A 16144-nucleotide genomic window follows, 5' to 3' on the forward strand; every position below is an offset into this window, starting at 1 on the left:
TGAGACGGGCACATAGCCCAGAAGTTCACTCCGTCGACGGAGTCTCCTCTTCGTGAGGGATGTACCGAAGCGGACTCACCGGGCAGAACTGCGGGAACTCCGTGAGGAGGTGTCGGAGCACGTGAACGTGGCCTGAGCCAACGAGAAAGAGCACGCGGTCACCCGAGTCGTCGACCGCCCGCCAGATGTTGTGGACCATCCGGAGGTTCCGACGGTACCACGTGGCAAGTGCGTCCGGACCGGCGTAGTTGTCGCCGTCTCCGTGCCGGAGGAACTCGTCGAACATTCCGTCGTTGGCATGGAGCGCAGCCTCCTCGTTCAGATAGCGGTGGTAGGCTGTCACCGTCGACGTCGCGAGCCTCTCATCTGCTTTCGTCTTCAGCGTCTCCTCGTCCAGTCGAGGAACGTCGACTTTGGGACTCGTGTCGACGCCGCGCTCGTCGAGTTCGTCGAAGTCAGGTCCTTCGCCCAACATCTCCGGTACGTCGACGGGAAGAATCCGGTCGTGACCCAGCCGTTCGGCTAAGCGGAATCCGACCTGTACCACCTCGCTTCGACACTCCATCGTAGGGTCCTCTCGTTCTGGGTGTGGCGGCTCCAGTTCGTGTTCCCCGTCGTAGGCGTAGGTGCCGTCACGATACCGCTCGTAAAGTGCGTTTACCGTCTCCGCTTGCTCGGCCGGCCGCTCAACGGCGACCACGTTAGGGTCGGCCTCGGCTAGGTGGGAGACAAACGAGGAGAGTTCACGCTGCCGCGTCGACACGAGCACGTCGTCAGCGGCGACATTTACTTTGTCCAACCCCGGCTCGTCCATGTGGTATGTGCCGAGAACGATTACCTCGACCTGTTCCGGCGTTGGTGTCGGCCAGGTCGGTGTCTTTCTCGCTGTTGCCTTCGGTCGTAACATCGTGACCGCTGATAGGGAGGAGTGACGGATTAATGTTTGTAGAAATACATTTCTATCAGCCGGGTGATTGAAATCGATAGCAAAACGTCACTCGTAGGTTTCGACGAACTCGAACGCCTCGTCGAAGACGACAGTCTTTGGCTCTCCCAGGTCGATATGAACGTGGACGTAGAGAGGGTCTTTCCGCACCGTTGTACTGCCGACAGTTAGGCCATCGAGCGCCCACCAGGGTTGTTCTCGGAGGTCGATGCCGTGGTCGTGGTACAGCGCCACAACGGCCGGTTCCGCGAGTGCAGCAACCGACGGAGCCGCGTGCCACCACTTTCCGCATCGGTGACAGTCGGTGACAACGAGTGCTTCGATTGTCTCCCCATCGAACCAGTCGGGTGCGGATACATCGGTGGGAGTGACGACCCCGCGGGAGACACGTCCTCGGCAGTTCGGACAGAACCCGTGTGCTGCGTCGACTTCCATTTGGAGGGTGTACCGACTGACGACTTCGGGGAGCTCCGAAGACGGCCAGTCATCGACGAGTGCCGGCGGGATATCGGGGTCTGTCTGTACAAACCGACAGTCGGTACAGATGATAGTTACCCCGGACTGTCTGAAGTGTGCAACAAGGTCGCCACCACACGCTGTACAGGAGCTGCCGACAACAACCGTTTCCTCATCGATGGTGGCTGTGATACTTCCCGAGAGGAGCGCACCAACGAGCTGCCAGCCTGCCGGCGACAGTCTGTACCCGTCGTCAGTCGACCAGACAAAGTGGTCACAGAGCTTGTCGACGTGGTAATGACACTGTCCAGGGTCTGTGAGGCCAATACGCTCGCGGATGTCACCGAACGAGAGCGGCCCACCACCGGCTGCCTGAAGTGCCTGCAGTACTGCAATCCGGGTCTCGTGGGCAACCAACTCGAACGCTGCCTCCGGCGTAATCTCGTCTTCGACGGGCGCTGAGCCAGCGCTGTCTTCGTTACCACCGTTGGGTTCGTTCCGTTCGGTCATCCACGGGCCGCTACTGGCTCCAGCGGTAAAGTCGCTCTCGTCGTCTCAAGCGGTCTCAGAAGGCATCACGAGAGCCACCGTTTCTTGAACTGGATGCCAGTCAACGTCAGCGACCCGACGATGATCGGCGTCCAGTACACCAGTCCACGCGTCAGGACGACCGCGGTTATGATGGCTGCCCGGTTTCCCCCCGTGAGTCCGAGCAAGAGGAGAATCTGTGCGCCCTCGATGCCGCCGCTGCCTCCTGGCGTCGGGACAGCAGAGGCAAGCAGCGAGACCGGAACAATAAACACGACCAGCGCGAGCGAAGCGCTTACTCCTACGCCACCCAGCGCAAGCCAAAGTAAAATGCCCTGTGTGACTGTCGCTGCTGTCGTGAGTGTGGACGCGGCAATGACGACCGGCTTGTTCGTGGAGATCTCCTCGACAGATTCGCTGAAGCTATCGATTCGCTGCCGTATCTCGTCCTCGTCGACCCTGGAGACGCCTGGCACGTAGACCAGCCCCCTGTTTAGCGTCGAGACAATCCGGTGGATGACGCGCTTTGCCGGGTTCGGATTCCGGTATATGAGGGCGATAACGACGACAAACGCCGCGATGCTGATGGTGAAAACCGTGACGAGTGACCGAATTTGGCCGGGAATCGTCGCGTCGTAGAGCGTGATATAGCTTCCGCCCAACAACATGACCAGAATGCCCGGCGTAAATCCGACCACCTCTTTCGTCGAGAGTGCAGCGACACTTTTCTCGAAGGACTGGCCGGTCCAGCGTGACATGACCACACCACCGGCGGGAACGCCACTTGCCGGCCCCAGCGGCGTGAAGTTGTTCGCGAGGTTGACTGTCGTATTCATGAAGATGCTCTCGATTGGCGAGACATCTAGGCCCGCGCCGACCGAGACGGTAAACAAGACCAGTCCCATACAGACGGTGCCGAGCGCGTTCACAAGCAAAATCCACGCCAATCGCCCCTGTGAGAGCTTCGAGGCTTCGTTGATGAACTCCGTCGGCCCCGCCAATAGGATGAACGCTCCGTATATGACGACCCACGCCCCAACACCGAACACGACGTGTCGCCTGCTTATCTCCACTGGGAATCCCCCGGATATCCGAGACTGTGTCTCATGTTGTGCGCGTGTCTGTCCGCGGCTGTTGGTCGCTGTCGAGAGCCAACGAGAGTCGTCCGTATCCCCGAAAGAAGCGTCGTCCCAATCTCAGAGCGTCCGTTCGGCCCTACGTCCCCGCCGAATAGACTGACCGCTCGTGACATAGCGCGTCTGCCTGGTCGAGTCGCGGGGAGTTCCATACACTGGGCGTAACGTGTGCTGTTATTAAAATTGGCCGACTCGCGGCCATCTCCGGGCCATCCGTCTGTGATCCACAGAAACCACACGAGAGCAACCGAGTCGGCCGAGGCCTGTTCCGGTGTACCGGGGGAGAATTCACCACTGTGACCCGGAGTCGTCGCGTTTATTACCCGTTGGTTGCACCCATCAGAGTATGTCCGGACTTACGAGTGTCGCACAGCGCCTGCCGTTACCGCCGGCTGGCCAGGAGCTTATCGAGAACCCCCAGCGGATACCCGCGCTCACCCGAGACCGGTTCACCGCTGTCCGACGGCTGGCAGCAGTGCCACACCTTATTGAGCATCGTGACGACTTCGAGTCTGTCGAGGCCTACTGTATGTTTATCGGCCACGGCCGCACCGGCCACAGCCTCGTTGGGAGTCTCCTCAACGGCCACCGCGAGATGGTAATCTCACACGAGCTTGACGCACTCCGACTGCTGGACCGGGCGACAGTGCCCGTCACTCGGGACCAGCTGTTCTCGACAATTTTACAGCGCAACGCCGAGTTCACCAGCCTCGGCCGGGAGTGGGAAAAATACAGCTACGACATCCCCGGGACGACACAGGAGGACTTCGACCGCCTGCGAATCATCGGCGACAAGAAGGGCGCGGCCTCCACCCGTCGGCTCGGACACAGCCCCGAGCTGCTCGGTGAACTCCGCGAGACGGTCCCCGTCCCGATTCGGGCCGTCCACGTGGTCAGAAACCCGTTCGACACGATTGCGTCCCGGCGCAATCTCAAGGAGACGTGGCAGGAGTACGGCATCGAGAAGTACTTCGCGAACGCGGACAACGTCGAACTCATCTCCGAGATGCTCGACGAGGACGAACTCTTCCGTCTCTATCACGAGGACCTCATCGACGACACGGCCGGCGTCCTCTCCGACCTCTGTTCGTTTCTGGGCGTCGACGCAAGCGAGGAGTATCTCGCTGCCTGTGACGACTTCGTCTTCGACTCGGCGAAGCAGACCCGGGAAGAAATCGACTGGACCGACGAGGAAATCGAGCGAATCAATCAGAAGAGCCAGCAGTACGACTGGCTCTCACACTACAGTTTCGATGAGTAGCTCAGTCACAGTCCCCCGTCCGGACGGATGGATGGCTCAATCGAGGGGACAGGCATGATCCAGCCACACGGCAACGCCCTCGTCGACAGAACGGTCGACGCCGACCGGAGCGAACAGCTCCGGGAGGACTTCGAGAGCTACGTGACGGTCACGCTCGACCAGAATCTCCTCTTCGACTTCCAGAATCTTGCTCAGGGCGTCTACAGCCCCCTGAACGGATTCATGGGTCGCAACGACTTTCTGAAGGTCGTCAATGACGTGACCCTCGAAAGCGGCGTGGCGTGGCCGCTCCCGATTGTCCTCGATATCACGACCGAGCAGGCAAACAAAATCGAGCCGGGCGACCGCATCGGACTCTGCCGGCCCGACGGCCAGCCGGTCGGCGTGATGGACGCAGACAGCGTCTACCGGTACAACGAGGCCGACACCTGCGAGAATCTGTTCGGAACGACCGACGAAGACCATCCGGGTGTGCGGACGATTCGAGATAAGAATCCCTTCTTCGTCGGCGGCCCGATCAAGGCCTTCGCAGACGAGCTACCCAGAAACGGCAGCTACGACCTCACGCCCAAGGAGACACGCGTCCTGTTCAAAAAGCGGGGGTGGGAGACAATCGTCGGCTTCCAGACCCGGAACGCGCCACATCGCGCACACGAGTATCTCCAGAAGTCCGCGCTCGAACACGTGGACGGGCTGCTCATCCAGCCGAAGATTGGTGAGAAAAAGCCAAGCGACTACACGAACGACGCTATCCTCAACGGGTACGAGGCGCTCATCGAGAGCTACTATCCGACCGAGTCGGTTGCCCTCTCGATATTCAAATCGCGGATGATGTACGCCGGTCCCCGTGAGGCGGTCTTCGACTCCATCGTCCGGAAGAACTACGGCTGTACGCATTTCATCATCGGCCGTGACCACGCCGGCGTCGGCAACTACTACGGCGACTTCGAGGCACAACGGCTGTTCGACGCCATCGGGAACGTCGGTATCGAACCGCTGTACTACCACTACGCCTTCTACTGTACGAAATGTGACGGAATCGTGTCGGAGAAAATCTGCCCACACGACGATGACTGTCACATCGAACCAAGCGGGACGAAACTCCGGCAACTGCTCGCAGACGGGGATGAGCCTGCCCCCGAGCTGATGCGTCCGGAGGTTGCAGAGACAGTACTCGAAACCGAGGAGGTATTCATCGAATAATGTTCACACTCTGGTTTATGGGCCGACCGGCCGCCGGGAAGTCAACGCTCGCAAGTCGTGTCGAAGACCGCCTCGTCGAACGAGGCCTGGACACCGAGAATCTGGACGGCGACGAGATTCGAAAACACCTCCATCCAGACCTGGGCTTCTCGCGGGAGGACCGGCGAACGAACAACCGCAGAACGGCCTACATCGCGAAGCTGCTGAACAGGAACGGGATTCCGGCCATCGTCGGGATGATTACGCCGTTCCGTGACTCCCAGGAGCAGGCCCGAGACATCATTGAGGACGAGGGCGAATTCGTACTCATCCATGTCAAGTGTTCGGTTGAGGCCGCAGAGGAGCGCGACCCGAAGGGGCTCTACGAGGAGGCAACGAAAGGGAACATCGAGAAGTTCACGGGCATCAATCATCCCTTCCAGGAGCCGTTGAACCCGGATATTGTCGTCGACACCGAAACCCAGAGCATCGAAGATGGCGTCGAACACGTACTGGGCGAACTCACAGAACAGGGAATCATGGACGAAGATATCGGCTCGGAGTACAACTTCTCAATCACGTCCAAAGAGGAGCGAGAAGTCACCGAACGACTCAGGAGTCTTGGCTACCTAGACAAGTAGGTGAGTCGAGCAGTCACTCGCCGAACTGTTGCTGTTCGCGCTCCCGGAGCTTGACCCGTTGAATCTTTCCGCTGGAGGTCTTCGGAAGTTCCTCGACGTACTCGATACGCCGGGGGTACTTGTAGGGGGCCGTCTCGTTTTTCGCGTGTTCTTGGAGCGTCTCGGTCAGCGCCTCGCTGCCCTCGAACTCCGTAGAGAGGACGATGTACGCCTTCACCACTGCACCGCGTTCGTCGTGTGGACTTTCGACGACGGCAGCCTCCGCGACGGCCTCGTGGCTGACCAGTGCATCCTCGACCTCGAAGGGACCGATGCGGTAGCCAGAGGAGATAATCACGTCGTCGGCACGACCTTCGAAGAAGAAAAAGCCGTCCTCGTCGACGCGAGCGAGGTCGCCGGTGCGGTAGTACTCACCCGAGAGTTTCCGCTCGTCGAGATGGGGTTTCTCGAAGTAGCCGTCGAAGATTGCCGGCGAGTCGATTGGAACCGCGATTTCGCCGATTTCGCCGGCTTCCTCGATTTCCTCCTCGTCGTCGAGGTCGAGGAGTGTTGCACCGACGCCGGGTGTCGGTTTGCCCATGCTGCCGGGCTTGGTCTCGATGCCCGGATAGTTTGTCACGAGTGCGACAGTCTCGGTCTGGCCGTAGCCATCACGCGGGGCGACACCGACGTGTTCGCGCATCTGTTCGATCGGTTCCACGTTGAGCGGTTCACCCGCCGACAACAGGTCGTTGACCGCAAGGTCGTACTCCGAGAGGTCGGCCTCGTTGGCGAACATGCGGTACTGGGTCGGGACCGCACAGAGTTTCGTGACACCCTCCTCCTCCATAATTTCGAGGAACGTCTCGGGGTCGAACTCGCCGTCGTAGATGAGCTGTGTCGCACCCATCGTGATGCCGACACCGACTGGACTCCAGAACCACTTCGCCCAGCCGGTTCCGGTCGTTGCCCAGAGAAGTTCGTCTTCGAGGTCGGTTTCCTCGTCGACCCCCCACCAGTAGGGGGCGTTAATCCGGCTGAAGCAGTGTAGCCACCGGTGCTTGTGGAGGACTGGCTTTGGTTTGCCGGTCGTTCCGCTCGTGTAGTTTATCGACACCGGCATCGAAGCACGCAGCTCCGGGCCGTCGTAGTCGGCCGATTGGTCGTCTGTGACATCCTGGAACGTTAGCGAATCGTCGCCGCCATCGAGGACGATGACGGTTTCCAGCGGCGTGTCATCGACGACCGGTTCGACCATCTCCGTGAGCGATTCGTGGACGACAATCGCAGTTGCCTCGCAGTCGTTGGCACGGAACTCGATGTCGTTTGCCCGCAGCATCGAGGAGCAGGGAACGACCAGCGAGCCCGTCGCAAGGATGCCGAGTTGCACGGCGAAGGCGTCGGGATGTCTCGGGAACAGATGCATGACGCGGTCACCCTCGCCAATCCCGAACTCTTCGAGACCGTTGGCGAACCTGTTCATCTGGTCTCGAATCTCGTTGTAGGTCCGTGTCTCGTGGCTTCCGCTCTCGCTCAGGAAGCGAACTGCGACACGCTGGCCGAACTCCTTGGCGTGGGACTCGACCACCGACGGAATGTTGTACCCTTCTGGGATGTTCCACTCGAAGTTGTCTCTGTCTCGCTGATAGTCGACTGACACACCGGAGAGTTCAGCAGTATCCCGTATAAGAAATTACCCCCCATATAGAGGAGAATTCATACCAGCCGACAGTGAGCATCAAGCACAGGCCCACGGCTTGGGGGGTCGAGCAGCCGCCGCGGACTGGCTTACAGGAACAGCGCAAAGAGCAGGTATGAGCCAACAACCGATAGCGACGGCGTGATAATCCAGAGAGCCACGATTCGGCTCACGGCTGCCGGGTCAAACAGGCTTTCGGCACTCAAGACCTCAGTGTCCTCCTCTCCGATTGCCGGGACAGACTGAGACACGTCGTCTGGCTGTTCGGAAGCTTGTTCTGGGCCACTCGCAAGTTCACCGACGGTCGGTCCTGCAGGCTTCTCATCTTCGGTAGAGGCAGCAGCAAGTGCCCCGGTATTAATCCCCATCCCAGAATCGTCTCGCTCTGACGGCGTAGCCAACTGTGTGAGTGTTGCGGCACGACTCGCTCGCCCCCACCCTAGCCCGATGATACAACACGTCGTACTCACGGCGAGACTCGCAGGGATGCCGTAGTACGAGAGGACCGTGATTATCGTCGCACCCACCGTCGAAACGATAAGAGCTGCCAGAATTGGGAGGTCTGTGATGTCGTCCCCCACCGTCGCAAGCGTTCGTCTGGCAATGGTGAACCCACCGAGACTGATGGCGGCGACAGCGAGCAATACACCTTGGTCGACGCTAACCGCATCATTACCGACCAGTGGTGCGACCGCGTTTGCTGCGTTCGAGGCACCCGCGCTGAATCCCATATAACAGGCGATTGCCAACACGAGAATTGAGCCGAGGATGTCTCGTGGCTTTGCGTCCTGATTCAGCCGGGGCCGAGGGACTAATCCAGACCAATCGACCTGGAGGAGTTGGTCTTCCAGACGCGTAAACGAGAGCCGTGCTTCGAGTTGAGGATAGAGGTACCGACCGATGACAGCACCCGTTCCGAGCCCGATAAGCGGCGCGACAATCCACGCCGAGACGATTGTGAACATCAGTGTTTCATTGAGTGTCCCTGTCGCGAGCCCGAGTCCGACAATCGCACCGACAGCCGTCATCGACGTCGACGCAGGAACTCCGTAGATATTCGAAATCAACAGTGAGAGGCCGGTGAAGAACAACACCCCGACACCAGCAGCCGGCGTGAACTGTGCGGCCGGGACGATACCCTCGCTCATCGTTGCGATGACGTTGCGTCCTACCGTCCAGGCTCCGAGAAACGCAAACAGCATGAAGAGGGTGCCGGCGGTCGCCTTCCGCACGATGCGACTTCCGACTGCGGGTCCGAACGCAACGCCGGTTGAGGAGCCGCCGATGTTGAAGCCGACGAACACCGCGACCAGCAGGCCGACGAATACGAGTGGACTGAGCATACGTTTCGGTCTTTAGACGATGTTAGGCCGAGGGACCTAATGGTTTGCATGTTACTGTACGACCACCAGACAAGAGAACAGCCGGAGCATCAGCTAGAGGTGTCAAACCCAGAGAATTCTGGTGTCAAACCGGTCATGCAGTCGCCCGTGGAGAACCGCTGCCATCTGTCTCTCGTACGCACGGTTGACTTAATACGGACGGTGTGCCCGTCGTCGACAGCGTGCCGGAGTGGCTCCGCAGCGAGTCGGGCGTGATGGTCGAATCACGCGGGAAAGAGCAGTCAGTACAGCGTATCCGCGGTGAAGCTGTAACCGCAAACTGAGGTGACCGACGGCGACTGTGCCAAGCGGATGCTGATTCCGACAGTGGTACACATATGTATCCCCGGCCCAAAAGAGAAGTATGGGCGAACAACAACACGATGTATCAGCCGAAGCAGAATCGAACATGAGCCCCACTGCGCTTTCGCTTGTCGGCGGTTTCGTCGGCACTGTCAGTGGTCTCAAGCGCAACGGTGTTCCTGGCGCAGTTCTCGGCGGTCTCGTCGGTGGAACAGTCGGCTACGTCAGCGGCGCGTCTCTCAACGGCGACGCAACATCGGGACCGGAAGTTGACACCGAGCCGGTCAGCGTCACTGTTGCCGACGAAGAAAACAGCGGGACCGACCTCGAAGAAGATACGAGCGATGCCGACGATGAAGAGGATACGAGCGATGCCGACGATGAAGAGGATACGAGCGATGCCGACGATGAAGATGATGCGACCGATGCCGACGATGAAGAGGATGCGACCGATGCCGACGATGAAGAGGATACGAGCGATGCCGACGATGAAGAGGATACGAGCGAAGACGGCGACGCAGATGTGAGCGAGGACGACGAGACGGCGGATACCGACGAGGACGACGAAGAGTAACAAGCGGTTTCTTTTCAGAACTTATCACGGTCGGAGACGCCGCGCGAGTAGCGTCGGAGGCGCTATGTCGCGTCGGGTGGCCCAGACTCGCCCCGCCGCGCGGCGACGATACCAGCGACGAACAGGACCATCCCCACGGCAAGAAGTCCGATGCTGAGAGACCCTTCGGACAGGAAGATGCCACCGCCGGCGAACCCAGTCGCTATGGCGTGCAGTATGGCTGTTGTCTTCACGGTGGTACGTTAGCTTTGACAGTCTAAAATGCACGGTTGTCTCTACGCCTCGGGCCAGTGGCCGTACGCGAGGTCGCGCTGTACGGCGTTTGCGCCCTCGTATATCGACGGGTACTTTGCGTCGCGGTAGATTCGGTTGACTCGGTTTTGCTCCCGGAGTCCTTCACCACCGTGGAGTTGGACCGCAGTCTGTGCGATATTCTCGGCGGCTCTGGTCGCGTGGCTTTTCGCCAGGCTGGCCCAAAACGCAGGATGTTCGTCGGCCATTACGTGGTCACAGGCCTGCCAGGTGAGTGCCCGGGCGGCCCCGAACTCCTCGCGAGCCTCGACTAACTGGTGTCGAACAGTCTGTTTCTCTGCGACCGGCTCGTCGTACAGTTCTCGGTCGTGAACGTACTCCCAGGCCGTCTCGAGCGCTGCGGCCGCGAGTCCAATACCGTGTCCAGCAACAGCAATCCGTCCGTAGTTGAAAAACGAAGCGAGCTGGTAGAAGCCGCTCCCTTCCGGTCCGAGTCGGTTGGCAGCCGGAACGCGAACGGAGTCGAGCGTGATTCGTGCCTGCTGAGATGCGCGAAGCCCCATCTTGTCGGTGATTGCGTCCGCATCGTATCCGGGTGTGTCCGTCGGAACGACAAACAACGAGTACCCCTCGTGCCCAGGCTCCCCAGTCTGTGCGTAGACGACAATCCAGTCTGCGACAACACCGTTGCTTGTCCAGTACTTCTCGCCGTCGAGAACGTACTCGTCACCGTCTCTATGGGCCGTTGTGGTCATCCCTGCCAGGTCTGAGCCGCCTGCGGGCTCGGTGGCGGCCAGTCCCGAGATCTCGTCGCCGGCTGCGACCGGCGGGAGCCACTCTGCCTGCTGGTCTGGCGACCCAGTCATCGTAACCACCTTCGCACCAAAATCGACCAACTGCAGTGCGAGACCGATTCCGCCGTCGGCGCGAAACAGTTCTTCGACAACTGCGAGTCGGTCTGCAAGCGTCCACCCGGCGCCGCCATGCTCTTCGGGGACGTACACACCAGCTATCCCTGCCGACTGTGCCTCTTGTACTACCTCGAGTGGATACTCTCCAGGTGCATCGAACTCGGCACTTCGGGGGCGAACGTGCTCGCTCGCAAACTCGCGGGCAGCCGCCTTCGTATCGAGCGTTGCGTCGGGGATGGGTGCCTCAGAAAGGAGGTCCATAGAATAAGTTGGGCTGGAACCTGTTCAATATGTTGGCGCTGAGCCTCCGTTGCGTTCAGGCCGAGTGAAAGCACAACGCGAATCAGGTGGTGGTTCGAACAATGGAGACCAACACGACAAGCAGACCGAACTGGACAACCTTGTCGACCGCACCGATTTGTGTGATGTGGTCAAAGTGTGTTGCGAGGTAATAGACGAACTGTGTTGCGGTGAACGGAATTCCGAGTTTGACAACAGTCTGCCGTCGGATGTCGGCGGCGACTGCGACGATACCGACGACGAAACCGATACCTGCTGTAAACAGCGCAACAGACGGATTCGTAACCCCTAGCCACAGGTGAACTGCACCGGTGATAGCAGTCAGAAACAGACCGATGACATGGAGTGGCGTCAGAGAGCGAAGTGGGTGTGACGATTTCCTGCGTTTGGCCTCACTCGTCGACATATACGAGTGTTTGTTCCGTGTCGATAAAATATGGTTGCTTCGGAGCCGTCTGCTCTGGTGTCGCTCAGAAATCGCACACAGCGCTGACGAACCAGCCATTGATAGGTTTCGAGTCGTATATATTGACATGAGCGACGACTATCCAATTGCTGACCTACCAACGCCGGATTCGTCGTACACTCCAGCGGAAGTTGTCTCGCTTCAACTCGACGCGCTAGCGACCAACGATGACCCATTCGAGAACGCGGGCATTGGCGTCGCCTACAATTTCGCATCACCGGCAAATCGGCGGGGAACAGGGCCATTCGACCGATTCGTGCGGATGGTCACGGGGCCTCAGTATGCGCCAATGGTAGACCATGTCGAAGCAACACCGGGACCGATAGAGCAAACCGACAGCCGTGCCGAACAGCGAATCACACTCACCGGTCTTGACGGGCGAACAGCGACGTACGTCTTCGGACTCTCAAACGAGCGACCTGGTGAGTTAGATGGATGCTGGCTCACAGACCGTGTTCTACTCGAGTAACACGACGGTAACTCACCGTATCAACCACCGCGAAAATCAGGCTGAAGAGTCGCTGTCGGCGCTGCTGTACTGCAGTTTTGAGACTGGAGGGATGGGTCGGTATCTGGAAGCCCTTTCTCAGGCGTTGGGATGGGTTCGTCGTCGTCGTTTTCATCCGGTGTTTCACCCAGTCCCAGTCCCGCAGCGTCGGCTTCATCTAGTCCCCAGGCACCAGCGAATGTCTATGGTTTTCTCGTTGACTTCTTCCAGTAGTTTGATATCGTTTATCGGTCAACTCCATTCACGCTCACCCTGTTTTGTATGCCGTTCGATTCCGGTATCTGTGACCGGGTAGACGGAGTCGCCGTCAGCGAACCCATCGCCAATGGCAAACGTGTTGATTCCACTGGGAGATGCGATGATTCGTCTGGCATCTCCGGTGGTGGGGTCGTGAACCCGGATGCTGTCTTCTGTGACAACGTAGACAGCGTCCTCGTCTGATTGGAACCCCGTAATGTCGCTCGTGGCTTCCCAGACGGGTTCGAACTGTTCAGACTGTGCTCCGGCCACACTCGTCGTCAAGAGGGTGGCTGCCCCTGCACCAGTAGCTGCGGTACAAAAGGTCTGTCTGTCCACCGCTATGAAATATATGTGATGTATTTTTGAGGGTATTAACAATCGTGATAACTAATGACATTGTTTGGCTGTCTCGCTGATGTGGACAGTACGGTTCGGATAAATAGCGTACGGCCTGCCTGTTCAGTTGTTCACCGCAACCCTCTACAAGGCCAGTGGGCGCACGGACGAACTCATTGACCTGACGGTCAGGGATATCGAGGACCACAAACACGGAAAAAGGGTCATTATCGACGAGAAGACTGGTCAGCTCCAGTCTGGAACTATTCAAAGTTCAAATCTTTCGATGAGAGCTGGGTTGCATCGTACGTGGGTGTGGCCACCAGTAAAAATAGAGCGACAACGTTAGAAATTAGATTTATTTTGCCGGCGCCAAGCGACTCGTTAGAGCTGCCTAATAGACATAGATAGGCCCCTAATCTTAATTACACATCTGTATCAGTCACCACACTACCCACCAATTCTCAGACAGGACGATTCAGTGAGGGCTGCATACAGAGGATCAGTCGTTCGGTGGCGTCGGGGTGAAGTATGCAACCAAACGGCTACCGGTGGGCACGTCTAACTGTCGCTCCCCACGGACGCGGCCCCACTCGATAGCCAGCTTGAGCACGAGACCACTCGTAAGGAGAAGAGCAATCCACAGTGTCCGCCCGAGAGAGTCACCAACAATCGAAGCAGCTCCGATTGCAAAAGTCAACAGCGTCAGCACCGCGTACAGGGCGAAGAAGAAGCTCACAAAGAATGCCAATGACAAATACTGGACCAGTGGCGTGAGCATCATGTGTGTCGTCCATTGTCTGTAGCGGCCGGTTGCGACGTGACAGCGGTAGAACCGGACCGACTCTGCCGCAATCAAAAGTATCCCGGCGAGAGCAACGAGCGGCTTTTTGAACACGACAAACTGCTGGAAAAGTTCTGTGAGAGAGGCCCCACCGCTCCCCCGTGACTTCCCACTAAATCCCCCTTCGACGGTCAGTGCCGCACCGATTCCAGTCGCGAGTACGAGCCCGAGAAGAAACGACGGAACGACGAATCTGAGATTCTTGAGATTGAGAGGTGGTAGACGAGGAACGGACAGGCCCGAGTCGGCATCAAACCGCCGGTCAATCCAGTCAGATGGCCCCGCAGGAACGACCGTTTCGCGGTCGGCAACGCTCGACTCAGGCTCGGTAAATAAAGCAGCACCGCAGTACAAAAACAGCATTGTCGAAAGCTGAAGTAGGACGAACAGTCCAGAGACATGGACCCCAAGGTCAGAAGTGAAAAGAACTGCCACCGCGAGAACGTGCACGCCGACCAGCAGCCCAAAGTCAACGTGTTCGTCCTCAACTTCCATACGTACCACATATAATGATATCTAAGCATACATTGTTTATGATACGTAGGGAGTACTCCGCTGTATCGATCGATTTGTCCGTTATTGAGCAGATCACCGTGCAAGACTCGTACCCTCTATCTTGCATTTGCCCACCTACCAATCTCCATATATATTTCTCTGTTTCACTGTCTTTGGTAAGAGCCATGTCCGACTCAATCTGGGAATAAATATCACAACGACCGGTTGTTTAAATCCTCCGCGTGCAGTAGTTGAATGTGCAAGAATCGTAAGATAGCAGAGGTCGCGTTCAGTAGCTGAACGAGATCAAACGCACGGATGAGACTCAGTATATAGACAACCGGTTTCTGTCTTTCAAAAGTGAAGCGTTCAGAAGCTGAATGGGCGCTGCAGGATTTGAACCCGCGGCATCTTGGTCCGAAGCCAAGTGCTCTGTCCAAGCTGAGCTAAGCGCCCGCACTATGTTTGTCCCCCGGTGAACGTATTAAACCCCGCGATTCGACACAGGCAAGACGAAAAATCATATATATCCGCCGAGATACAGATATAGTAAGGCAGTCGGACACGTTACGGGGGAAGAACGTGGACGAGCCAGGAGTAGAACCATTCCAATGTACGACCTTGGACCGGAGTTCGAGAACGCGTCGGTCGAGCCTGGAACCAATCTGTTGATTTCGGGCCCTGCGCTGAGCGGCAAGCGACGCCTCGCCTTCAAGGGGCTCACAGCAGGTGCCACTCGCGGAGAGGGGTCTGTCATCATCACGACACGCGACAGCTCTGACCGTGTCCTCGCCGATTTCCAGCGCCTGTTCGGCGAGCAACGCCAGTCGCCGCTTGGTATCGTCGACTGTGTCACACAGCATCAGGGCCGGTCAACAGCAGATACCGAGCTGGTGAAATACACCTCGTCGCCGACCGATATGACCGGAATCGGTATCAAGTTCTCCGAATTCGTCGAGGAGTTCTACGGGGATCGCGGCGTCACGCAGAACCGCATCGTCATGGACTCGCTGTCAACACTGTTGATGTACTCTGACCTCCAGACAGTGTTCCGGTTCATGCACGTGTTGACCAGCCGTATCGAGGATGCGGACGCAATCGGGCTGTTCGTCATCGAGTCGACCGCCCACGACGCAGAGACGATGAACACGCTGAAACAGCTGTTCGACGGCGTCGCCAAAGTCGAGAAAGAACAGACAACTCTCCAGCTTCCTGAAACAGCCTGACGCTTGGCAGTGTGACAGAACCGCGGCTGATTTTACGATTCCACCGGTAGTGTGTGTATGCGCGCAGAAACCGACCCACAGCTCCGTGACCTGCTCGGGGCCGACAGTATCGCAGTCATCGGCTGTTCGACGACGCCGGGCAAGGAGGCCCACGAGATACCAAAGTACATGCTCGAACAGGGGTACGAGGTAATTCCAATCAACCCGTACGCCGACACAATCTTCCAGAAGGACGCATACGACAGCCTCGCCGCCGTCGAGGAGACCATCGATATGGTCGACGTGTTTCGACCGAGCGAAGAGGTGGCGGGCATCGTCGAAGAGGTACTTGCCCGGGATGTCGACAGGGGAGATATCGAGTCGCTCTGGCTACAACTCGGCATCCACGACGACGAGGCGACAGCAGAAGCGGTTGAGGCGGGCATCGATGTGGTCCAGGACCGCTGTCTCAAGGTCGAACACCAGCGGCTGCTGTGAAC

At 58.3% G+C, this 16144-nt stretch carries 17 protein-coding genes and 1 tRNA gene; 7 read left to right on the forward strand and 11 right to left on the reverse strand.

Annotated elements, in window-relative coordinates; genetic code table 11:
- Positions 1 to 25: 25 nt before the first annotated feature.
- From OSC37_RS03160 to OSC37_RS03170, 3 genes are all read right to left on the reverse strand, one after another.
- The gene (locus OSC37_RS03160) at positions 26 to 907 is read right to left on the reverse strand and encodes a DUF5694 domain-containing protein (protein WP_267163154.1); all 882 of its coding nucleotides are present in this window, start codon (positions 905 to 907) and stop codon (positions 26 to 28) included.
- Between the two features lie 87 nt (positions 908 to 994).
- Positions 995 to 1912 (reverse strand): winged helix-turn-helix domain-containing protein, encoded by a 918-nt coding sequence (locus tag OSC37_RS03165; RefSeq protein ID WP_267163155.1) that lies wholly within the window; start codon positions 1910 to 1912, stop codon positions 995 to 997.
- 65 nt (positions 1913 to 1977) lie between these two features.
- Complete coding sequence (locus tag OSC37_RS03170) at positions 1978 to 3003, reverse strand: lysylphosphatidylglycerol synthase transmembrane domain-containing protein (protein WP_267163156.1); 1026 nt, start codon at positions 3001 to 3003, stop codon at positions 1978 to 1980.
- A 409-nt stretch (positions 3004 to 3412) separates the two neighbouring features.
- Between OSC37_RS03170 and OSC37_RS03175 the strand changes: the two genes are divergently transcribed.
- From OSC37_RS03175 to cysC, 3 genes are read left to right on the forward strand one after another with little or no spacing between them, the layout of a single operon-like run.
- Complete coding sequence (locus OSC37_RS03175) at positions 3413 to 4327, forward strand: sulfotransferase (protein ID WP_267163157.1); 915 nt, start codon at positions 3413 to 3415, stop codon at positions 4325 to 4327.
- 27 nt (positions 4328 to 4354) lie between these two features.
- Positions 4355 to 5530 (forward strand): sulfate adenylyltransferase, encoded by a 1176-nt coding sequence (gene sat, locus OSC37_RS03180; RefSeq protein WP_267163158.1) that lies wholly within the window; start codon positions 4355 to 4357, stop codon positions 5528 to 5530.
- Complete coding sequence (gene cysC / locus OSC37_RS03185; protein WP_267163159.1) at positions 5530 to 6150, forward strand: adenylyl-sulfate kinase; 621 nt, start codon at positions 5530 to 5532, stop codon at positions 6148 to 6150. Before sat ends, cysC begins: the two co-directional genes overlap by 1 nt.
- A 13-nt stretch (positions 6151 to 6163) precedes the next feature.
- Here the strand turns inward: cysC and OSC37_RS03190 are convergent, their stop codons facing one another.
- Both OSC37_RS03190 and OSC37_RS03195 read right to left on the reverse strand, forming a co-directional pair.
- A complete protein-coding gene (locus OSC37_RS03190) occupies positions 6164 to 7789 on the reverse strand; it encodes an acetate--CoA ligase (RefSeq protein WP_267163160.1) in 1626 nt (541 codons plus the stop codon).
- 128 nt (positions 7790 to 7917) lie between these two features.
- Complete coding sequence (locus tag OSC37_RS03195) at positions 7918 to 9171, reverse strand: inorganic phosphate transporter (protein ID WP_267163161.1); 1254 nt, start codon at positions 9169 to 9171, stop codon at positions 7918 to 7920.
- Positions 9172 to 9574: 403 nt separating this feature from the next.
- Between OSC37_RS03195 and OSC37_RS03200 the strand changes: the two genes are divergently transcribed.
- On the forward strand, positions 9575 to 10087 hold the full coding sequence (locus OSC37_RS03200) for a hypothetical protein (protein WP_267163162.1): 513 nt from the start codon (positions 9575 to 9577) through the stop codon (positions 10085 to 10087).
- A gap of 62 nt (positions 10088 to 10149) precedes the next feature.
- Here OSC37_RS03200 and OSC37_RS03205 read toward each other — a convergent pair whose 3' ends face one another.
- The 3 genes from OSC37_RS03205 to OSC37_RS03215 form a co-directional block, all read right to left on the reverse strand.
- The gene (locus tag OSC37_RS03205) at positions 10150 to 10320 is read right to left on the reverse strand and encodes a hypothetical protein (protein ID WP_267163163.1); all 171 of its coding nucleotides are present in this window, start codon (positions 10318 to 10320) and stop codon (positions 10150 to 10152) included.
- A 42-nt stretch (positions 10321 to 10362) separates the two neighbouring features.
- Positions 10363 to 11511: an acyl-CoA dehydrogenase family protein gene (locus OSC37_RS03210; protein WP_267163164.1), complete on the reverse strand. Its 1149-nt coding sequence runs from the start codon at positions 11509 to 11511 to the stop codon at positions 10363 to 10365.
- Between the two features lie 82 nt (positions 11512 to 11593).
- Entirely contained in the window at positions 11594 to 11956 is a 363-nt protein-coding gene (locus OSC37_RS03215) for a hypothetical protein (protein WP_267163165.1), read from the reverse strand.
- Positions 11957 to 12083: 127 nt separating this feature from the next.
- Here OSC37_RS03215 and OSC37_RS03220 point away from each other — a divergent pair, with 127 nt between their 5' ends.
- Complete coding sequence (locus tag OSC37_RS03220) at positions 12084 to 12485, forward strand: DUF4864 domain-containing protein (protein WP_267163166.1); 402 nt, start codon at positions 12084 to 12086, stop codon at positions 12483 to 12485.
- A 270-nt stretch (positions 12486 to 12755) separates the two neighbouring features.
- Here OSC37_RS03220 and OSC37_RS03225 read toward each other — a convergent pair whose 3' ends face one another.
- The 3 genes from OSC37_RS03225 to OSC37_RS03235 form a co-directional block, all read right to left on the reverse strand.
- Entirely contained in the window at positions 12756 to 13046 is a 291-nt protein-coding gene (locus OSC37_RS03225; RefSeq protein WP_267163167.1) for a hypothetical protein, read from the reverse strand.
- Positions 13047 to 13602: 556 nt separating this feature from the next.
- Entirely contained in the window at positions 13603 to 14439 is an 837-nt protein-coding gene (locus OSC37_RS03230) for a hypothetical protein (protein WP_267163168.1), read from the reverse strand.
- Between the two features lie 381 nt (positions 14440 to 14820).
- Positions 14821 to 14895, reverse strand: a tRNA-Arg gene (locus OSC37_RS03235).
- A gap of 155 nt (positions 14896 to 15050) precedes the next feature.
- Here OSC37_RS03235 and OSC37_RS03240 point away from each other — a divergent pair.
- Positions 15051 to 15665, forward strand: a complete 615-nt coding sequence (locus OSC37_RS03240) for an RAD55 family ATPase (protein WP_267163169.1) — start codon at positions 15051 to 15053, stop codon at positions 15663 to 15665.
- Between the two features lie 57 nt (positions 15666 to 15722).
- Positions 15723 to 16142, forward strand: a complete 420-nt coding sequence (locus tag OSC37_RS03245; RefSeq protein WP_267163170.1) for a CoA-binding protein — start codon at positions 15723 to 15725, stop codon at positions 16140 to 16142.
- Positions 16143 to 16144 lie beyond the last annotated feature (2 nt).

It is taken from the genome of Halovenus salina, from assembly GCF_026410925.1.
GTDB lineage: Archaea > Halobacteriota > Halobacteria > Halobacteriales > Haloarculaceae > Halovenus > Halovenus salina.

Excerpts from the sequence above, each read along its gene's own strand:
- OSC37_RS03195 (WP_267163161.1), bottom strand. The coding sequence starts at position 9,171 with ATGCTCAGTCCACTCGTATTCGTCGGCCTGCTGGTCGCGGTGTTCGTC.
- OSC37_RS03220 (WP_267163166.1), top strand. The coding sequence starts at position 12,084 with ATGAGCGACGACTATCCAATTGCTGACCTACCAACGCCGGATTCGTCG.
- cysC (WP_267163159.1), top strand. The coding sequence starts at position 5,530 with ATGTTCACACTCTGGTTTATGGGCCGACCGGCCGCCGGGAAGTCAACG.
- OSC37_RS03200 (WP_267163162.1), top strand. The coding sequence starts at position 9,575 with ATGGGCGAACAACAACACGATGTATCAGCCGAAGCAGAATCGAACATG.
- OSC37_RS03240 (WP_267163169.1), top strand. The coding sequence starts at position 15,051 with ATGTACGACCTTGGACCGGAGTTCGAGAACGCGTCGGTCGAGCCTGGA.
- sat (WP_267163158.1), top strand. The coding sequence starts at position 4,355 with ATGGATGGCTCAATCGAGGGGACAGGCATGATCCAGCCACACGGCAAC.
- OSC37_RS03175 (WP_267163157.1), top strand. The coding sequence starts at position 3,413 with ATGTCCGGACTTACGAGTGTCGCACAGCGCCTGCCGTTACCGCCGGCT.
- OSC37_RS03230 (WP_267163168.1), bottom strand. The coding sequence starts at position 14,439 with ATGGAAGTTGAGGACGAACACGTTGACTTTGGGCTGCTGGTCGGCGTG.
- OSC37_RS03245 (WP_267163170.1), top strand. The coding sequence starts at position 15,723 with ATGCGCGCAGAAACCGACCCACAGCTCCGTGACCTGCTCGGGGCCGAC.
- OSC37_RS03165 (WP_267163155.1), bottom strand. The coding sequence starts at position 1,912 with ATGACCGAACGGAACGAACCCAACGGTGGTAACGAAGACAGCGCTGGC.
- OSC37_RS03210 (WP_267163164.1), bottom strand. The coding sequence starts at position 11,511 with ATGGACCTCCTTTCTGAGGCACCCATCCCCGACGCAACGCTCGATACG.
- OSC37_RS03215 (WP_267163165.1), bottom strand. The coding sequence starts at position 11,956 with ATGTCGACGAGTGAGGCCAAACGCAGGAAATCGTCACACCCACTTCGC.
- OSC37_RS03160 (WP_267163154.1), bottom strand. The coding sequence starts at position 907 with ATGTTACGACCGAAGGCAACAGCGAGAAAGACACCGACCTGGCCGACA.